17 protein-coding genes are annotated in these 17,628 nt (G+C 55.8%); 4 read left to right on the top strand and 13 right to left on the bottom strand.

The genetic code is table 11. The features are described 5' to 3' along the window. Nucleotides 1–106 precede the first annotated feature (106 nt). Nucleotides 107–1,027, top strand: coding sequence for a LysR substrate-binding domain-containing protein (locus tag DZE2538_RS11625; RefSeq protein ID WP_023639990.1), 921 nt, complete (start codon nt 107–109; stop codon nt 1,025–1,027). 132 nt (nt 1,028–1,159) lie between these two features. Here the strand turns inward: DZE2538_RS11625 and DZE2538_RS11630 are convergent, their stop codons facing one another. After that, nucleotides 1,160–1,771, bottom strand: coding sequence for a TetR/AcrR family transcriptional regulator (locus DZE2538_RS11630; protein WP_201765530.1), 612 nt, complete (start codon nt 1,769–1,771; stop codon nt 1,160–1,162). Between the two features lie 62 nt (nt 1,772–1,833). Between DZE2538_RS11630 and DZE2538_RS11635 the strand changes: the two genes are divergently transcribed. After that, nucleotides 1,834–2,715, top strand: a complete 882-nt coding sequence (locus tag DZE2538_RS11635; protein ID WP_038916411.1) for an SDR family oxidoreductase — start codon at nt 1,834–1,836, stop codon at nt 2,713–2,715. A 239-nt stretch (nt 2,716–2,954) separates the two neighbouring features. Beyond that, the gene (locus tag DZE2538_RS11640; protein ID WP_019846052.1) at nt 2,955–3,887 is read left to right on the top strand and encodes a LysR family transcriptional regulator; all 933 of its coding nucleotides are present in this window, start codon (nt 2,955–2,957) and stop codon (nt 3,885–3,887) included. Here the strand turns inward: DZE2538_RS11640 and mdcH are convergent. The 10 genes from mdcH to DZE2538_RS11690 all read right to left on the bottom strand — a co-directional run bounded on the left by mdcH (nt 3,871) and on the right by DZE2538_RS11690 (nt 13,753). Beyond that, nucleotides 3,871–4,779: a malonate decarboxylase subunit epsilon gene (mdcH, locus tag DZE2538_RS11645; RefSeq protein ID WP_038916412.1), complete on the bottom strand. Its 909-nt coding sequence runs from the start codon at nt 4,777–4,779 to the stop codon at nt 3,871–3,873. The genes DZE2538_RS11640 and mdcH overlap by 17 nt on opposite strands. Nucleotide 4,780: 1 nt before the next feature. Further along, on the bottom strand, nt 4,781–5,398 hold the full coding sequence (locus DZE2538_RS11650) for a malonate decarboxylase holo-ACP synthase (protein ID WP_038916413.1): 618 nt from the start codon (nt 5,396–5,398) through the stop codon (nt 4,781–4,783). A 21-nt stretch (nt 5,399–5,419) separates the two neighbouring features. Further along, nucleotides 5,420–6,379, bottom strand: a complete 960-nt coding sequence (locus tag DZE2538_RS11655) for an AEC family transporter (protein WP_023639993.1) — start codon at nt 6,377–6,379, stop codon at nt 5,420–5,422. 256 nt (nt 6,380–6,635) lie between these two features. Next, on the bottom strand, nt 6,636–7,436 hold the full coding sequence (mdcE, locus tag DZE2538_RS11660) for a biotin-independent malonate decarboxylase subunit gamma (RefSeq protein WP_038916414.1): 801 nt from the start codon (nt 7,434–7,436) through the stop codon (nt 6,636–6,638). Further along, nucleotides 7,433–8,266 carry a biotin-independent malonate decarboxylase subunit beta gene (locus tag DZE2538_RS11665; protein ID WP_023639995.1) on the bottom strand — a complete coding sequence of 278 codons (834 nt, stop codon included), beginning with the start codon at nt 8,264–8,266 and terminating at the stop codon, nt 7,433–7,435. Before DZE2538_RS11665 ends, mdcE begins: the two co-directional genes overlap by 4 nt. Then, nucleotides 8,259–8,558, bottom strand: a complete 300-nt coding sequence (mdcC, locus tag DZE2538_RS11670; RefSeq protein ID WP_038916415.1) for a malonate decarboxylase acyl carrier protein — start codon at nt 8,556–8,558, stop codon at nt 8,259–8,261. The genes DZE2538_RS11665 and mdcC overlap by 8 nt, the downstream gene beginning before the upstream one ends. A 9-nt stretch (nt 8,559–8,567) precedes the next feature. Further along, on the bottom strand, nt 8,568–9,425 hold the full coding sequence (locus tag DZE2538_RS11675) for a triphosphoribosyl-dephospho-CoA synthase (RefSeq protein WP_038916416.1): 858 nt from the start codon (nt 9,423–9,425) through the stop codon (nt 8,568–8,570). After that, nucleotides 9,426–11,081: a malonate decarboxylase subunit alpha gene (mdcA, locus tag DZE2538_RS11680; RefSeq protein ID WP_019846045.1), complete on the bottom strand. Its 1,656-nt coding sequence runs from the start codon at nt 11,079–11,081 to the stop codon at nt 9,426–9,428. Between the two features lie 477 nt (nt 11,082–11,558). Then, nucleotides 11,559–12,527, bottom strand: coding sequence for a chemotaxis protein (locus DZE2538_RS11685; protein WP_019846044.1), 969 nt, complete (start codon nt 12,525–12,527; stop codon nt 11,559–11,561). Nucleotides 12,528–13,132: 605 nt separating this feature from the next. Then, the gene (locus tag DZE2538_RS11690; RefSeq protein ID WP_038916417.1) at nt 13,133–13,753 is read right to left on the bottom strand and encodes a helix-turn-helix transcriptional regulator; all 621 of its coding nucleotides are present in this window, start codon (nt 13,751–13,753) and stop codon (nt 13,133–13,135) included. 194 nt (nt 13,754–13,947) lie between these two features. Here DZE2538_RS11690 and DZE2538_RS11695 point away from each other — a divergent pair, with 194 nt between their 5' ends. Further along, nucleotides 13,948–14,916 carry a threo-3-hydroxy-L-aspartate ammonia-lyase gene (locus DZE2538_RS11695; RefSeq protein WP_038916418.1) on the top strand — a complete coding sequence of 323 codons (969 nt, stop codon included), beginning with the start codon at nt 13,948–13,950 and terminating at the stop codon, nt 14,914–14,916. A 15-nt stretch (nt 14,917–14,931) separates the two neighbouring features. On the opposite strand, the gene DZE2538_RS11700 is transcribed toward DZE2538_RS11695, so the two are convergent. Then, nucleotides 14,932–16,017, bottom strand: a complete 1,086-nt coding sequence (locus DZE2538_RS11700) for an alginate lyase family protein (RefSeq protein WP_038916419.1) — start codon at nt 16,015–16,017, stop codon at nt 14,932–14,934. Between the two features lie 113 nt (nt 16,018–16,130). Next, nucleotides 16,131–17,510: a glutamine synthetase family protein gene (locus tag DZE2538_RS11705; RefSeq protein WP_050568677.1), complete on the bottom strand. Its 1,380-nt coding sequence runs from the start codon at nt 17,508–17,510 to the stop codon at nt 16,131–16,133. Nucleotides 17,511–17,628 lie beyond the last annotated feature (118 nt).

Raw genomic sequence — 17,628 nt, forward strand, 5'->3', positions numbered from 1 at the left:
ATCACACTTTTATTCGACAGATCAACACGAGCTTCAGCAACTGCAATAGAATCAGCGTATTAATCGTTTTCTGGATGGGCTCCAGATGCCACAACCGGGGGTAGTGATGAGTCATAGCGAAACGTCAAAATTGCCCTTACCTTCCTTAAGGAATATTCAGGCATTTATTGAGGTCGCCAATGCACAAAGTATTCATGTTGCCGCAGAGCAATTGAATATCACGGCGTCCGCCGTCAGCCATCAAATTGCGGCGCTGGAGAAATTTTTAAATAAAAAACTTTTTATTCGAAATGGTAAAGGTGTCACGCTGACAGAGCACGGGGAAATTTACCTTAGGGAGATATCCGGTGCGATCAGTATTATTGGTAGAGCAACGGATAAAATAATTAATGAATCCAGCAATGAAATCCTGCGGGTGCATTCATCCCCGTCCTTTGGCATGATTTGGCTAATGCGTCGGTTAGGTAAGTTTCGAACATTGCACCCGGATATTACGATCAATCTCACCTGTTCTTATGAGAACCTCCAGTTTGCCCGCGATAATATCGATATTGATATTCGCCACGGCATCCCAGACTGGGATGCGTACAGAGTCATGACGATCAAAAATGAAAGGCTAAAAGTCATGGCCTCACCCGACTACATCAGTAAGCATCCGCTGTCTCGTCCTGAAGAGATCCTAAATCATAATCTTATTTATTCATCGGTCACTCTGGCCAACTGGGATAAATGGTTCTCTTACTGTAACCTCCAATACGCGAGGCCTAACTTTAACCTGAGTTTTGATCGCTCTTATATGAGTTTCGAAGCAGCCAGAATGGGGCTGGGACTCATTCTGGAGAGTTCAATGATGGGTGAGGAGTTTCTCAAAAACGGTTCTCTGGTGCAGGTTTTCCCACGGGAGTTTGAATACCCGGTCAGTGCGCATCATATCGTGATGCCGCATATTAACGAGCGTACCCATAAGGTGAAGGTGTTTATTGAATGGATGCGGCATGAGCTGGCCATCGACGGATATATTTTATAATCAGCACAGAAACGTTGTGCCCGTAACCCGCGCGTCCTATCTGGTGCGGTAATATGCGAATGCGCTATCCACGGGAAAATGAAGAATCTCAATAACGAAGCCATGAGCAGCCATCTTATTCACGATGTCGTTTTACACTGTAACCGTAGTCTCAGGCCACACCATCATTGCGACAGCGATCATTCGTTCCAGATCACCTGGGTTCGCCCCGACCAGAGGAAAGTTTACTACAGCTTGCATGACGCTGAGGAAATGCCAGGCTAACGCCTCTATGTCTGCGTTGGCAGGGAGTTCACCAGCAGTGAGGGCTTCCCGCAGCCAACTCACCAGCATATTACGCTGTTGGTTCATCCCTGCCAGCACCACCGCCTGACTCGCCATCGGCAAATCGACAAGCTCAGCACAGCTTCTTGATAGTAAACAGCCCAGAGGGCGTGGTGATTCTGTTGGCAATAATCCACGTAACAACGACTCAATATTTGCGCGGGCGGTACTGCCTTCAACGGAATGCATACGACGCATGAGGCGTTCGATATATGTCGCCAACACGATTTGAAACAAGCCGTCCTTATCCTGAAAGCGCTGATACAAACTTGAGCGCGATAATCCCGTTGCTTCCGTCAGCACATTAATCGATGTTGCCGTATAGCCATGGCGCCAAAACGCGTCCATAGCGGCATCAATAACCTCGGCCTCATTGTATTGGGGTTTTCCACTCACCTGAATAATCTCGCTTGACAACATGGAACGATCGTTCCATTTTAAATTGGACTGTTCGTTCCATGATACATTGAAGAGGTTACACCATGTCTAATTATTTATCATCGCAAGCACGAAAACCACGTATCGCTCTTGCGGGTGCCACAGGACGCGTTGGTACTACGTTAACAGCTCTGCTCGCTGCCGATCCAATCGATGTAGTCGTACTGACCCGCGATCCCGACTCGACAAACCTGCCTGTTGGTACCAATGCGATTAAAGTCGATTTCACCCATCAGGATGGATTGCACACAGCCCTACACGATGTCGATCGTCTGTTTATTGCTCATGGTACCTCCACCGAGCAGGTTGCTAACGAGATTGCGCTGATCGATGCAGCGGTGGCTTCCGGTGTTCAGCACATCGTCAAGCTATCTGCGCTTGGGCCTGCAACCCAGCTCCCACCTATCGCCTGGCATATGCAGATTGAAGCACACCTGGCACGCCAGCCAATCGCATCAACCGTCCTGCGGCCCACCGCTTTTAGCGATGTGCTTAAACGTCTGGGCCCGCTAATTGCCTCCGGATCCTGGAGCGGTGCGGCCGGTAATGGACGTGTGAACTTCATTGATACCCGTGATATTGCCGACGTAGCACGTATTGCGTTACTGGAAGAAACAGAACCTGAATCACAACGCGTGTATCACCTGACAGGTCCGCGCGCCTGGACAATGGCTGAAGTGGCGCAAGAACTGACCCGCCTTCTTGCTCACCCCATTACTTATGTTCATCTTTCGCCTTCGCAGCAAAGAGAGGCGCTGCTCGGGAGCGGACTGTCTCCATTCACAGCAGACCTACTCATCGGGCTCGATCGCCTGTTCCGTGAGTCCGCTATCGGCGAAACAACGCTGACCGTCGAAGAAATGACGGGAAAAACCCCACGTTCACTGACTGCGTGGCTAACCGACAATCTGGCTCTATTTCAGTGATAACCATATGTTCCGCAATGGGTAAATGGTAATCACACTGAGGATTTAGCATCATATCAAGTCACTAAATCCTCCCCTGACCTAAAGTAATGTCAGGCCAACAACATTATTTTGCTCCACGATCGACATCCGCATCACAACAGATGCACCTCGCTCCCCTTTTATGGCGTATTGCAGGTACAATCCCGCCACGGTTTAGCGATTGGTATCCACCGCCTCACCCACACTATGAGCCCGACATGCTAACAGACAGCGACATCACCTTCCGTAAACTTGAGATTTTCAAGACATTCATGGAAACCGGCACCATCACCCGTACTGCGGAGCGTCTTGGGCTGAGCGGCGTTAGCGTGCACCGGGCGTTGCATACGTTGGAAGAAGGCGTGCGCTGCCCGCTGTTTATCCATAAAGGTCGCAATCTGGTGGCATTGCCAGCGGCACATACGCTGCTGGAATACAGCCAGGAAGCGATGTCGCTGATGGAACGGGGGCTGGAAGAAACCCGCAAGACCGCAGGCGTCGGTCAGGGTCGACTGCGTATCGGCACACTGTATTCGCTGACGCTGGAAACGGTGCCGCGCCTGATCATGGGCGTCAAACTGCGCCGTCCTGATCTGGAATTGGATTTGACCATGGGGTCGAATCAGCGTCTGCTCGCCATGCTGGATGACCAACAGCTTGACGCGATCCTTATCTCGCTGTCCGACGACACGATTGATCGTAACCGGTTAGAGTGCCTGCCGTTGTTTGAGGATAATATTTGTCTGGCGGCACCGGCGAGCGCGCAGCTCGATACCCGTCAACCGGCTGACCTGAGGGATTTTCATCACCAGCGGTTCGTTTCACTGTCTGAAGGGTTTGCCACCTATGCCGGTTTTCAGGAGGCGTTTCACATCGCAGGCTTTGAACCAGAGATTGTCACACGGGTGGGTGATATCTTTTCCATGCTGAGTCTGGTGCAGGCCGGTGTCGGCTTTACCCTGATCCCCGAGCGGATGAAAAAGGTATACGAGAACGATGTGCAACTGCTACCACTGGCGCCGCCTTATCAGATGCGCCAGCTTATCGCCATCGTCTTCGCTCGCAACCGCGAGCACGACCCGAATCTGCTGGCGCTGGTGGCCGAAGGCCGTATGTACGCCCGCAGCCTGAATACTACCCCTGCGCCCTGAGTTGCGCGGTGCGGTGGATGACCACATCACTACCGCTGCGCGCCAGTGAAAATGCCTCACTGCGACTAAACGCTTGTTTCGCCAGACAGGTCAGCACGCCACCCGGTGGCATCTCAATCGCCAGCCCGACATCACGCTCTTCCGCTGCCACCATCGCCTCATGCCAGCGCACGGTGCGCGCCATGTTCATCGCCAGATCGTCTGCAATACGCTCCGGTTGCCAGATAGCACGGGCGGAGCTGCCGCTAAGGTAACAGCAACGGGGAGGAGCAAAAGACACCGACGCCATCGCCGCCGCCAGTTGCCCGGCGGGCGCATCGAGCAGCGCACAGTGCGACGGCACGCTAACATGCAGGCGTTGCGCCCGGCTGGCACCGCGTTGCAGTGCCTGTTCCTCCACCTGTGCCATGCTTTCATCGCTACCGGCAATCACAATTTGCCGTTCAGCATTCAGGTTGGCGATATACGCCCCGCTGCCGGGCAGCAAGGCTTCCACGTCGGACTGGCTTAAGCCCATAATCGCGGTCAATCCGTAGCCTTGCGGGTATGCCTGCTCCATCAGATCACCTCGCAACGCCACCAGCCGTAACGCATCGTCAAAACGCAGTACCCCGGCTATCACCGCCGCCGGAAACGCGCCAATCGACAACCCGCTGACCATGTCCGGCATCAGGTCACGCGCCATCAGCGCTCTGGCCCAGGCCACCCCCGTGATCAACAGGCACAGTTGCACCGCGCGGGTGTGTCGTAGTGCCTGCGGGGTATCCAGTTGGTAAACCTCATCCCCCAACACGGCAAACGCTTCATCCAACACGCATGTATCGGCAGGCAATTGCTGCAACATGCCAGCGTACTGTGCGCCCTGACCGGGGAAGGTAAACAGAATTTTCATTTTACGGCTCCATTGCCCACGGGTCGCTGACCCGCCGCGGGCCGTGGTTGGTTTTTAACAGCACCTGTCCATCGCGTAACCATTCAGCCAGCGCGAAAGCGCCGTTGGGCGTTTCAATTTGCGTATCAGCCCGGCACAGCGGCGAGGCGGATAGCAGCCGTTGCCAGTTCGCCAGCGCGTCACGCTCCAACGCCTGTGGTGCGCGAATCAGCAGGTCCAGGTCGCTGGCGGCATGCAGTACCGGCACTTGCGTTGCCAGCGCGTAGGCGGTAGCCCCGGTGATGCCCCATTGCCACGGCCAGTGCTGTTGCGCCAGTTGAATCGCAAGCTGTACCGGTGGCTGAGAAACAAACGGCGAATGCAGCAACGCTGACAGGTTGCACAGACTGTCTGGCGTAACCACCCGAACAATCTGCGCTGCTGCTACCCACCCGGCAGCACGCTGGTCGCGGCGCAGGCCGCGCACCCCCACCGGAATGAGCCCGGCCGGGTCAACGTCACGCCGCACTACCACCGGCAGCGCCGGTTGCCATTGGCTCGCGACCCAAGGGGCATCAATACCCTCCAGCGCATCGCGGGAGGCAAGCCATAACAGATCGTGCGGACGTGTCGTTACCATGATTCAGACTCCTGATGTCGTTCAAATACCTGACGTTAACGTGATAAACAGCGGCAGCGACAGGATACAGAGAACGGAGCTTAACAGCAGTACAGCTTCTGCATCCGGCGATTGCACGCCAAAGCGGTTACCGAACACCACCCCGAAAAACCCGGCGGACAGCGCAATCATCAGAATCGCGGTGATCGCCACCGAGCCGTGTAACCCCAGTACCAGTACGATACCCCATGCCAACGCCGGTTGAATCAGCAACTTGGTCAATACCGCGGTGGTGACCATCGAATTCAGTTTTAGCTGGCGTGCAGACAGAATAACCCCGGTCAGGAAGAGCGCGGTCGCGGTGGCAGATAACCCCAGCGGTTTAATCGCCGACAGCAACAGTTCTGGCATACGGATACCGATGGCAGACAACACGACACCCAGCAGCGGCCCTAACACGATCGGTTTTTTCAGCGAACGCCACATCAACACCGGCAGCATCGACAGCGTAGAGGTCTGATTGCCGCCAGACGCCAGCGCCTTCTCGCGCTCCAGAATCAGCAGGCAGAACGGCGTCATTAACACCGAGCCACAGGCAATGGAGACCGCTACGGAAAGTGATGTCGATGAGCCATCGCCCAGCACACTGCCGAGGATCGGCAAACCGAGTGCCGCGTAGTTGGGCAGCGCGACAGTCAGCGTCAGCACTGCGGCATCCTGCGGCGTTTTATGGAATACCTTGACGGCCAGAAAGTAGATAGCGGCGTAGGTTATCCACATCGCCAGCGTCAACACCACGATCAGCGGAGACTGTTGGACAATGCCGGCCCAGGGCGTTTGCACGGTGGCGCTAAACAATGCCGCTGGCAAAGCAAAATCCATCACGAAAATATTGAGCAGCGCGACGTTCTTGTTATCCACCAGCTTAGCTTTGCCCGCCCAGAACCCCAGCAGCATGATGATAAAAATGGGCGCGAGGGCATGAACAATTACATAAGTCATATCGTATTCACCTGTAATAAAAAGAGTATCAGTTCCAGCGCGATGGTTTGGCTTGTGTCCGCACAGTGGCGGGCGCAATGTCTGTCAATGTTCAGACGGCCGTTTTTCAGACAAAAGGGATCCTGCAGGTGCCGAATGGCACCTTGCCCCTGTTATCTGGCAGGTCTCTTTATTGGCTTACCGATAGGTGGCCGTCGTGGTTCAACACGAACCAGCCACCGGTGTGTGACTTAGCTGTAAGCGTGGTTAAGCGCGCTTACCACTGCGCCCTCATCCGCTCACGAACGAGGGAAGAACTGCGCCGGTTGTCCGCACCCAGCCGCGTTTTCAGCGACGGGTCACGGCGGGCATCGGCCACCGCCTGTTGCAGTGCCGCGCTCACCTGCGACAAATCGTCGGCGGACGGCGCATCCGGGTTGGCGACATCCAGCAGCGTGGATAACAACCCCAGCGTGGCGTAGTTGCGAATGTCATACGCCATCGGCGGGATGGTCGCGGCCAGCTTCTCCAGATCTTCGACACTTCTGAGCGTGATACGCGCCGCTGAGGCTTTGCCCATGGCGTGAATTTGGACTTCCGGGTCATTAAAGGCGATCAGTCGGTTAGCCTGATAGCCATGAGCCAGAAACGCACCGGACATCGCTTTGCCGACGATCAACCCAATCACCGGGTGACCGGCGAGGCGCGCCTGAGCATAGGCCCCTGCCGACGCCGCCAGCGCCTGATGAATGCCGAAGGCTTCTTCCCGGCGACCATACGCCTGACTGGGCACATCAATTACCGCTATGATCGGGCGTTTCTTCTCGCTGTTGCGATCGGCCGCAATCGTTTCATGCACCACCTTCGCCAGCGTCCAGCCTTCCAGCAAGCCAACTTCGCCTTTTACCGCTCGCGGGTAGTGGTTATTCACGTCGGGAACCACAGCGATAAAACGTACCGGCTCACCGGCGATATTGCCATCTGCCACCTGTACCGACGGGCACAGCCCGCTCAGGCGTGGTTTTCCGGGTGCCAGCGCGTCTAACCATAGCGCGCCGCGATGTGCTACCTGACTCATGGTTTTACCTCCCCGAAAAGCTGTTGGATCTGTTGCGTGTCGGCCTGTGTACGGGTATCGGCGTCAGTCAGACGTGTCAGATACCACGCATACTTATCCGAACGGTGTTGCGCCGGTACGCCGTGGGCAAGGGCGTCATTCACCGCGTGTTTGACCGCGTTAACGCCATCGGCCACCAGACTGTCGGCCAGACCGCTGTGGTGACGAATCTCACCACCGGTCATACTCCAGATGAACGGACGATCGCGTGAGTCGTACTCGGCGACGCCAGCTTCCTGTTCGATCACCTGCGGGCCATTCAGCCCCAGACGCGCCTCGCGGGTGACAATCAGGTGGCTGCACAGCGCGGCGGCAATCGACATGCCACCAAAACACCCCACCGTCCCGGCGATGATGCCGATAACCGGCGTGTAACGACGCAAGTCGACAATCGCGGCATGGATATCGGCGATCGCCGCCAGTCCCAGATTAGCTTCCTGCAACCGTACCCCGCCCGTTTCCAGACACAGAATCGCCTGCGTCGGAATACCGTTCCGTTGGTCCTCAGCCGCCAGTTCCAGCGCCGCAGCCATCTTGGCCCCGGAGACTTCCCCCATGCTGCCGCCCTGAAATGCCCCTTCAATCGCGATAACGACGGTCGGTTTGCCCTGCAACGTACCTTTCGCGACCACCATGCCGTCGTCTGACTGCACCACGATCCCCTGCTGACTCAGCCACGGCGACACCATGCCGTCAAACGGTCCAAGCAGCTCGCGGTAGCTGCCTTCATCCAGCAGCGCGTGGGCGCGTTCCCGCGCTTTAAGTTCGATAAAACTGCGGTCGTCACGCATAACTCACCCCTTCAAAAACCTGTTCGATACGGATGCGTGCCACACCGGGCGTGGCACCAAAATCGTGGATGGTCATGGTGCCAGCCGTCAGGCTGCCAAGCGTACTTAACCGGGAAAACAGCGCCTGCCAGCGTGCCCGGCTGTTATCCACCGACGTGGTGATGTCGATGGTGAGTGTCTGTCCGGCATCCGCCGTCAACAGCACTTCCATATCACCGGATCCCACCACGCCCGCCAGCGCGTTGCCGCTGGCCATGCGGGTAGCCGGGAATGACAATGTAATGTGTTCCATAACACCCTCTTAATCGTATAAAGATGGTTGTGCGATACCATCAAGCAATAGCGTGGCAGCCAGCAGGTCGGCCGCGCCACCGGGCGACGCGTTCAGCGCCAGCATGCGTGTATCCAGTTGCGCCAGCGCCTGTCGACCGGCAGGGCAAGACACGCCACCTGCCGCCAGTACTGCCTGTGCGCCCTGCTGCATGGCCTGCAACCCGTCAAGCCCGGCGCGTGACAACACACAGGTATCGCTCAGCGACGTCATAACCGCCATCAGCGCATCCAGCCGCGCGTCGTTCTCGCTCGCGCCCTGACGCCGACTGCGTCGCAGTTGCGGCAGCGCCAGCCGGGTAATATGTGGAAAGCCCTGCTGCGCTTCTTCACGCGCCCCCGATACCTGATAACGTTGCGTCGCCAGCCGCCCTTTGCTGAACACTGTCGGCGCGCCGTTATCCGGCAGGCGAGCCAACTGTGCTGCCGTCTCGGTGATAGTCTGTTCGCTGCCAAAACCGCCGAGCATCGCTGCGGCGCTCACCAATAGCCCCAATGCCCAGATGGCTCCGCGGTGCGTATTCACACCGCCTGTCGCCAGCATCATCTGCTGTTCGCCTTCGCGCCCCACCCGACCGACGATTTGCCGTAACGCGACATCTGCCGAGCGTTGCCAGCTCTGAAGCGCCAGTGCATGAAAGGTCGCGGTCAGGCTGTGAGCCGAGCGCTCCATCAGCGCGAGCGTCAAATCCTGATGCGCACCTCTGCCGCGGCTATCGACCAGACCCGGTTTAGGGCTCAGTCGCGCTTCCGCAATCAGGCAATGCGTTGCGGTTTCAGCCAGCCAGTGGGCGTAGTCGTGGGCATCAGACTGTCGCTGCGTTTTCATTTACCAGCTCCGGAATTTGGCTGGCGGGTTGTACAAGCCGCCTGACCATTCCACCAGATCGGCTACGCTGCCTGCGGCCAACAAAGAACGGGTCGCCTCGGTACGGCGGATCCCCAAGTCTTCCGGGTAGGCCACCTTGCCGCTGCGGCGAAACTCCGCCACGCGTTGCGCGTCCACACCCAACCCGATATCGGTGATCCCGGCTACCGCTGCGACCATCGCCCGCCGTTCTTCCAGACTGTTGGCGCGATAGAGATAGGCAATCCCCTCTTCGGTCAGCACGTGAGTCACGTCGTCGCCATAAATCATCACCGGAGCCAGCGGCATACCGGTGGTTTTCGCCACGTCGACCGCATCGAGTTTTTCCACAAACGTCGGTTTCACGCCAGCCTGGAAGGTTTCCACCATTTGCACCACCAGCTTGCGCCCGCGCTGCATTGGGTCAGGCTCGTTGATCATGGCGAGCCAGGCTGGGGTAGCGTGACGACGTCCATGTGGGTCGTGCCCCATGTTGGGCGCGCCACCGAACCCGGCAAGACGGCCTTTAGTCACGGTAGATGAGTTACCCAACCCGTCGACCTGCAAGGTCGAACCGATAAACATATCGACGGCGTATTGTCCCGCCAGCTGGCAAAATGCACGGTTAGAACGCATCGACCCATCAGCGCCGGTGAAAAACACATCCGGCCGCGCGGCAATATAGGCTTCCATCCCCAGTTCACCGCCGAAGCAGTGGATACTCTCGACCCAGCCGCTTTCGATCGCCGGGATCAGGGTGGGATGCGGGTTCAGGGTCCAGTGTTTACAGATCTTGCCTTTCAGCCCCAGACGCTCGCCATAGGTCGGCAGCAGCAGCTCAATCGCGGCGGTGTTAAAACCGATACCGTGGTTGAGCGACTGCACCTGATGCTCGGCATAGATGCCCTTGATGGCCATCATCGCCATCAGAATATGTTCTTGTTTGATCAGTCTCGGATCGCGGGTAAACAGCGGTTCGATAAAGAACGGCTTATCGGCGACAACGACATAATCAATCCAGGAGCCGGGAATATCGACGCGTGGTAAATCGGTTTCGTCATCCACCAGTTCATTCACCTGCGCGATGACGATGCCGTCATGGAATGCAGCGGCTTCAACCAGTGCCGGGGTATCTTCGGTGCTGGGGCCGGTGTACAGGTTGCCTTTACGGTCGGCTTTATACCCGGCCACCAGTGCCACATTCGGGATCAAATCAACATACAGACGGGAATAGAGTTCGATATAGGTGTGAATCGCCCCCACTTCCAGCACGCCGTCTTCCAACAGCTGAGAAATGCGCAGACTTTGCGTACCCGAGAAGGAGAAATCGAGTTTATGGGCGATGCCTTTCTCGAAGATATCCAGATGCTCGCTACGCCCAACGCTTGGCATGATCATGTGCAGGTCATGCACTACCTGCGGGTTGACTTCCGACAGGGTGCGGGAGAGGAAATCGGCCTGCTTTTGGTTATTACCTTCCAGCACGACCTTATCGCCGGGAGCGATCAATTTTTCCAGCATCGCGGCCAGATGTTCGGTAGGCAGCACCTTGCCCGAAACGGGTATCGACGCTTTGCGTCGTTGCTTTTCACTGCGGCGCGTATTCCAGACCCGCGGTGACGTTTGCCCAGACAACATTATTAACCTCCTGATTCAGCTCATCATTTTGATTTGCCTTGGTCTGGGAAAAGTATGTTCTCTGGCTGAAGCGGCTTCAATCAAGCAGCCGTCGCAATCATTAGCTTTAGAGTAAAGATAACTGGCACGCTGGCCGTGATTGCCATGCCAGCCCGCGTAACGTGCGGGTTTCCATCACTCCCTTTACATCGCGCGAATTGTGATCAGCCCAGCGCTTTGCGCATTGGTATCGTTAATCACAATGAGGTAAGCATGAAAAAACAGAGCAGGAATATCGTTGCGGAGAGACAGGAATATCGGCAGGAACCTACTGCCGTATACGCATCGGCCCCATGCTAGCAGCACAGGGCCGAACGGAATCACTTACATTATTGGATTAACACCATCTTGGATTAATACCATTTAGCCGACACAATTTGGCTAATGCTATTGAGTTAATACCATTGTGTTCATGTCATTGTGTTAATGCCATTGGCCTTATTTCGGTTTCACACGATCCACAACCTTGTGGATAGCAGCGGCCAGTTCATTGATTTCAAATTTCGCCACATACGAATCAGCACCAACATTGCGTACGTGATCTTCGTTGGCTGAGCCGGACAGTGAAGAGTGGATGATAACGGGAATGTGCTTCAGCGCCTCATCACGCTTGATATTACGTGTCAGCGTAAATCCATCCATCTCCGGCATTTCCAGGTCGGTCAACACAAAGGCAATCTTATCGGAGATTGGCCGACCTTCCGCCTTCGCTTCCTCCGCCATGGATTTGATCTTATTCCAGGCTCCCAGACCGGTGATATGCATGATGTAGGGAATATTCATCACCTTCAGCCCCGTTTCGAGCATCGTGCGGGCGACTTTGGAGTCTTCAGCCACAATCGCTACTGCACCGGGTTTCAGGTGGAACGTTTTCTCTTCCACGCTTTCAATTTTGATTTCACGCTCGGTGGGAATAATGTCGTGCAGAATCTGTTCCACATCCAATACCAGCGCCAGACGGTTACTTGCCGGATCGCTGTCCAGACGCGCGATACTGGTGATATAGCTATTGCTGACGCCTGCCTCAGCGGTATTTACCTGACTCCAGTCAAGACGGACAATATCGTCAACCGATTCAACGGCAAACGCCTGGGTGCTGCGTGCATATTCCGTCACCAGCAGGATGTTGCGCCCGGTACTTGCCGCACACCCTACCACCGCCGGAAGATCGATAACGGGAATAATCTGCCCGCGAATATTAATCATACCAAGCATCGGTGGTGTCATACCCGCAGCCTTGGTCAAGGTTGGCATCGGAACGATTTCACGAAGCTTGAACACATTGATACCGAACAGCTCGGATGGCCCTTCACCGGTGGCCGATCCCAAACGGAACAATAACAATTCAAACTTGTTGGACGAGGTAAGATTAGTTCTCTCCTCAATCTCTTTTTGAAATTTATCCATTCTGTCCTCAATGCAAATAATTATTAATGTATGGTTACAAGGCAACATCAGTCATGCAGGTAAATCAGGCCGGTGGCCTTACCCCACTCTACGCGATCGCTGACGCGCTTCAAATAACTCTTACTTCTTATACACCATTAAAAAGAAAAATATGTGTCTCACGTCATCTGCTGCATCTTCCTGTTTTGAAAAGCATAGACCACCGGTCATTTCTCCACCATATTCCCGCAGCAAATGTTCTGTATCCTGTGATGAATGGCAGATTTGATTATGTGTGTTGTTATTACCTGCCTATATATACCCGTCATACTTCAAGTTGCAGGTGTGTTGGCGGCGTTCGTTCACCCGAATCACTTACCTGTGTAAGCTCATCGGGATTCACTCTCTTGCCGCCTTCCTGCAACTCGAATTATTTAGGGTATAAATAGGTACCGATTTAAAATGACTGAGGCGTGAGAGTTAACAGAAATAATCAATAGAATAATAAGAAGATCATAAGAAAATGATCTTTCTTCTGATGAGAATTAGCTCGCTGTACCGTAAATGATTCGAGCCGCATGGCGCAGGTTCGCCGCTGCCGCTACGATGACCGATTCCCGCCAAGGCTAGCGGGCATAGCTGTAGACGGAAGCGCGTGAAATACCCAGATGTTGCGCAATCGTCTCCATCGATTTCTTCACGTCAAGTAAACCGCTTTCCCGCAGTTCCTGCATCAGCAGACGCCGCTCCGGTGCTTTCAGTGCGCGCGGTGTGGTCGCCAGACGCGCCGCAAATTGGTCGATACGCTGACGGATCGCTTCGGCACCGGACGGTTCCAGACTTTCGGTAAGTACGCCGCTATTGACCTGATTAAAATGTGCGAAAGCGTGCTGGATGCCACGAAACAGTGTCATATCCACATTCAGGCACAAAGAGGCGACATATTCACCGCTGGCGTCCTTGATGCCTATCGAGGTGCTTTTCACCGGGCGGCCATCAGCAAACTGATTGGCATAATTGGCCACGATACGGGGGAATTCCGGCGATGCGATACGCGCCAACCCCAGCTCAGTGGTTGACTGTCCGACTTCCCGCCCAGACAAATTGTTGTAAATCGCCAGAATCGAGTGCTCCGGGTTTTTCAGGTCATGGATCACCACTTCGCAAAACGGTGCAAAGGTCTCCCCCAGCCCTTCTGCAATGGTATTGAGCTGTTCAAGTAGTATCGAGTCTGGCAGATGCGTCACCCTGTTTCTCCTTCACCTTTTATTGCTGGATAAATTATTTATAAATAGACGTTATGTCAAACCAGGCCAGTGTGGCATTCAGACAAAAAAGCCCGCCTGCCCGCGAAAAACGGTTGGCAATGGCTACAATACCGGCTATAAAATCAAGACACTTTGTTTAAAACTGGATAAATCGTTTACATAAAGGAACCGCCATGAGCCAGCTTGTTCTGCCTTCTTATGACGACGTTGTCGCCGCCAGTGAGCGGATTGCCGGATATGCCCACCGCACGCCGGTTCTCACCTCCCGTACCGCCAACGACGCGCTCGGCGCAGAGCTTTACTTCAAATGCGAAAACTTCCAGCGTATGGGGGCGTTTAAATTTCGCGGCGCGATGAACGCGCTGTTGCAATTCACCCCAGAGCAAAAGGCGGCCGGTGTGGTAGCGTTCTCCTCCGGTAACCACGCGCAGGCGATCGCCATGTCGGCAACACTGTTGGGAATCCCCGCGACCATCCTCATGCCGCAGGATGCCCCGGCGGCCAAGATAGCCGCCACCAAAGGGTACGGCGCACAGGTGGTGACCTTCGATCGTTACACGCAAGACCGTGAAGCCATCGGCCGTGAACTGGCGCAACAGCATGGCATGACGTTGATTCCCCCCTTTGACCACCCACATATCATCGCCGGTCAAGGAACGGCAGCGAAAGAGCTGTTCGAGGAGGTCGGTGAGCTGGATGCCTTGTTTGTTTGCATGGGCGGCGGCGGGCTGTTATCCGGTTCAGCGCTGTCGGCACGTCAACTGTCACCCGGCTGTCGGGTATACGGCGTCGAGCCTGAAGCCGGTAACGATGGTCAGCAGTCTTTTCGTTGCGGCCACATCGTACATATCGATACGCCCAACACCCTCGCCGACGGTGCTCAGACGCAGCATCTGGGTCAGTACACCTTCGCGTTGATTCGCAAGCATGTGGATGACATTTTAACCGTCAGTGATGATGAACTGGTCACCGCGATGCGCTTTTTCGCCGAGCGCATGAAGATGGTGGTCGAGCCGACCGGCTGTCTTGGCTTCGCCGCAGCCCGCGCCTGCCAGCACGAACTGCGGGGGAAACGCGTCGGTATTATCGTCAGTGGCGGCAACGTTGATCTGGCCCGCTACGGCCAGTTACTGGCGGGGTAAACCGTCAGATACTGCTTACCGGCACGACACCGCCGCCCACAACCATCGGGGCGGCGTGGCGTTCAGTTTGCTGGCCGTCTCCAGATAACGGTCATCCAGCGAACTGGCTGACCAATACAGGGCTGCCGCCGTTTTAGCAGGCCAGAGACCATCAAACCCAGCCACCCCCGCTTGTCGCCGTGCGATATCAAATTTCACCGTGGTACGGGCAAATTCCTGATGGGTCTTCACCCCATCCGCATACGGGGTGAGCCACGCCAGCGCGCCACGCAGGCTCTGCCCCTCCGCACCTTTCAAATCAAGCCAGTCACGCCCTTGCGTTCGCGCCGCCAGGGCAGCACGTACCAGCGGTTCCAGGTCGTACACCACATAATGCAGTGCATCTCGCTGGCTGAAATCCAACACTTCACCATCAGGGCGGATGTTGGCGTTCAACTGGCGAACAAAGGCATCCTGCGCCGCCGCCATCAGGTGGGCATCCCCCAGCGCAGCCGCCCCCATCGTCAAGAGCTTAACGCGGTGGCTTTGCCAGTTATTGCTCCAGGTCCCGCGCTTATCCTGCTGATGCGCCTGCATCTGTTGCAGGTAACCGGTGGTTAGCTCGTTGAGAAAACGTCGGGTGCGTGCCTGTGTGGCTTGCGGCAACGCATCGTGAGTGAGCTGATAAGCGTCAATCAATCCATCCAGACTGGTTTCATCGATAGGGTTAAAACTCAGACGATAAGTTGTCGTCCAGGCATCAAGATAGGTTGCCAATCGGGATAGCGATGTCGCATCCCCGGCCCGATACCACGCCAGCGCCAAATCACGCATATAGCTAAAATCGCGTCGGGCGGCGTTCGAGATATCATAGATCCCCTGATGGGGAAGCGTTCCTTCGGTATGCATAACCGGGATAGCCTGCGGCTGCGCTGACGGCGGATGAGAAACGGTCGACAGCAGTGCGGATGCCGAGGGCGCGGTCGCCGCCAGACACAACTGGCTGTCAGCCTGTGCGGATGCCGTGAAACACAGGGCGATCGCACCAAGCCCCCATAGGGGATAACGAATAGACAAACCGACACTGCGCTGACGACTGACGATGGCGTTTACGATTCCCATGCGAACACTCCTGCTCATGACCCAACGGCGTACCGCAGCCACATTATCACAACGCAGGAGACGGCGTAGGTTATCTGGGCGGAGTCACCAGCCAGACGCTACAGCCATCGTGGTTATAAATGCCACTCGTTTTCCGCCTCGGTAACTTTGGCGTCAAACTGACGCAACTCCGCACTTTTACAGGTCAGCCACAGTTGGCTAAACGCGTCACCCAGCAATTCCTGCAACGGTAAACACTGCCTGAACAGCGCCAGTGCATCCTGCTGATAGTGCGGCAACGCGACACACTCCGACAACGGGATCGCCTCATGTCGTCCGGTGCCGGTCAACGGTAGGTCATGCTCAAGGCCATACCACATACCGCTTAACAGCGTCGCCATCACCAGATAGGGGTTAGCATCAGCGCCAGCCAGACGATACTCGATGCGCTGATTATCGTGATCCGTACAGGGCAACCGCAGCGCGACGGTGCGATCGTTAAACCCCCAGGATGCGTGGAGCGGGGCGTGCCCACCCTGCCGCAAGCGGCGAAACGCATTCACATTCGGAGCCAGCAGCGCTACAGATGCAGGCATCAGTGCCATCATGCCCGCCAGTGAGCGCCGCATGGTTTCGCTGAGTGTCTGCCCCGGCTCACCGGCCAGCAGGTTGGTACCGTGGCGATCCCGCAGGCTGATGTGTACATGCAGCCCACTCCCCGACAGTTCGGCGTAGGGCTTCGCCATAAAACAGACCGACTGATTGAATTTTTCCGCCAGTTGCCTCGTTATCCGCTTTAACGTCAAGACCTGCTCACACGCCTCCAGCACTCTGTCACTATGCTGCACGTTAAACTCATACTGCCCGGCTTCCGCTTCGGCGACGATCCCCGTTAGCGGCACCTGTTGCATTCTGGCATGACGCTCAACTTCATCGAGAAAGTGGAGTTGAGCACCCTGCTCATCGACCAGAAAACAGTGGGATGGTTGGGCTGATGACGGAGCGGGTTGGCTGCGATCGCGCAGATAAAACTCCAGCTCAGCCGCCACTACCGGATACAGGCCAACGTCATGAAAACGGCGTAGCAGGTTCTGCAATACCACGCGGGGTTCCAGCTCGCAGGCAGTGCCGTCCACATTTTTCATCGTCAGTAACAGTTGGGCATGGTGCATGGGGTCATCAGCACAAGGCCGTAGCGTACCGATGACTGGCAGGCATAAGCGGTCCGGTTCACCAACCTGTTTGCCTAACCCGCTTTGCTCGATGACGTGACCGTCCAGGTCCATGGCGTAGACCGACAGAGGGAAATAACACCCTTGTTCCAACGTAAACAAGGCTCGAACTGACAGACGCTTACCGCGTACACAGCCATTCAGGTCATGGAGGTAAATATCGACATGTTCGGTATCAGGGTAATGCTTCAGGTAGGTTTCCACTTCATCGCGAAAACATCGCTCGACCGGTTCGGGAAACGACCCGGTAATGACATTGGCGTTCATGACGCGTAATAGCATAACGATATCAGCCCCATCAGAATGAATGACGGATCGACCCGGCGACAACGTATTCACGCCGTGGGTGTAGCACTCGTCGACCCCGTTAACATCTGCCTGATTATTGGATGACCGGGAT

This window comes from Dickeya zeae NCPPB 2538 (assembly GCF_000406165.1).
In the GTDB taxonomy this organism is placed as follows: domain Bacteria; phylum Pseudomonadota; class Gammaproteobacteria; order Enterobacterales; family Enterobacteriaceae; genus Dickeya; species Dickeya zeae.

What these genes read in the sequence shown, in the direction of transcription:
- DZE2538_RS11625 (WP_023639990.1), top strand. Translation starts at nt 107, where the DNA reads ATGAGTCATAGCGAAACGTCAAAATTGCCCTTACCTTCCTTAAGGAAT.
- mdcC (WP_038916415.1), bottom strand. Translation starts at nt 8,558, where the DNA reads ATGGAACACATTACATTGTCATTCCCGGCTACCCGCATGGCCAGCGGC.
- DZE2538_RS11675 (WP_038916416.1), bottom strand. Translation starts at nt 9,425, where the DNA reads ATGAAAACGCAGCGACAGTCTGATGCCCACGACTACGCCCACTGGCTG.
- mdcA (WP_019846045.1), bottom strand. Translation starts at nt 11,081, where the DNA reads ATGTTGTCTGGGCAAACGTCACCGCGGGTCTGGAATACGCGCCGCAGT.
- DZE2538_RS11655 (WP_023639993.1), bottom strand. Translation starts at nt 6,379, where the DNA reads ATGACTTATGTAATTGTTCATGCCCTCGCGCCCATTTTTATCATCATG.
- mdcE (WP_038916414.1), bottom strand. Translation starts at nt 7,436, where the DNA reads ATGAGTCAGGTAGCACATCGCGGCGCGCTATGGTTAGACGCGCTGGCA.
- DZE2538_RS11700 (WP_038916419.1), bottom strand. Translation starts at nt 16,017, where the DNA reads ATGGGAATCGTAAACGCCATCGTCAGTCGTCAGCGCAGTGTCGGTTTG.
- DZE2538_RS11650 (WP_038916413.1), bottom strand. Translation starts at nt 5,398, where the DNA reads ATGGTAACGACACGTCCGCACGATCTGTTATGGCTTGCCTCCCGCGAT.
- DZE2538_RS11695 (WP_038916418.1), top strand. Translation starts at nt 13,948, where the DNA reads ATGAGCCAGCTTGTTCTGCCTTCTTATGACGACGTTGTCGCCGCCAGT.
- DZE2538_RS11705 (WP_050568677.1), bottom strand. Translation starts at nt 17,510, where the DNA reads ATGCTATTACGCGTCATGAACGCCAATGTCATTACCGGGTCGTTTCCC.
- DZE2538_RS11635 (WP_038916411.1), top strand. Translation starts at nt 1,834, where the DNA reads ATGTCTAATTATTTATCATCGCAAGCACGAAAACCACGTATCGCTCTT.
- DZE2538_RS11685 (WP_019846044.1), bottom strand. Translation starts at nt 12,527, where the DNA reads ATGGATAAATTTCAAAAAGAGATTGAGGAGAGAACTAATCTTACCTCG.
- DZE2538_RS11630 (WP_201765530.1), bottom strand. Translation starts at nt 1,771, where the DNA reads ATGTTGTCAAGCGAGATTATTCAGGTGAGTGGAAAACCCCAATACAAT.
- mdcH (WP_038916412.1), bottom strand. Translation starts at nt 4,779, where the DNA reads ATGAAAATTCTGTTTACCTTCCCCGGTCAGGGCGCACAGTACGCTGGC.
- DZE2538_RS11665 (WP_023639995.1), bottom strand. Translation starts at nt 8,266, where the DNA reads ATGCGTGACGACCGCAGTTTTATCGAACTTAAAGCGCGGGAACGCGCC.
- DZE2538_RS11640 (WP_019846052.1), top strand. Translation starts at nt 2,955, where the DNA reads ATGCTAACAGACAGCGACATCACCTTCCGTAAACTTGAGATTTTCAAG.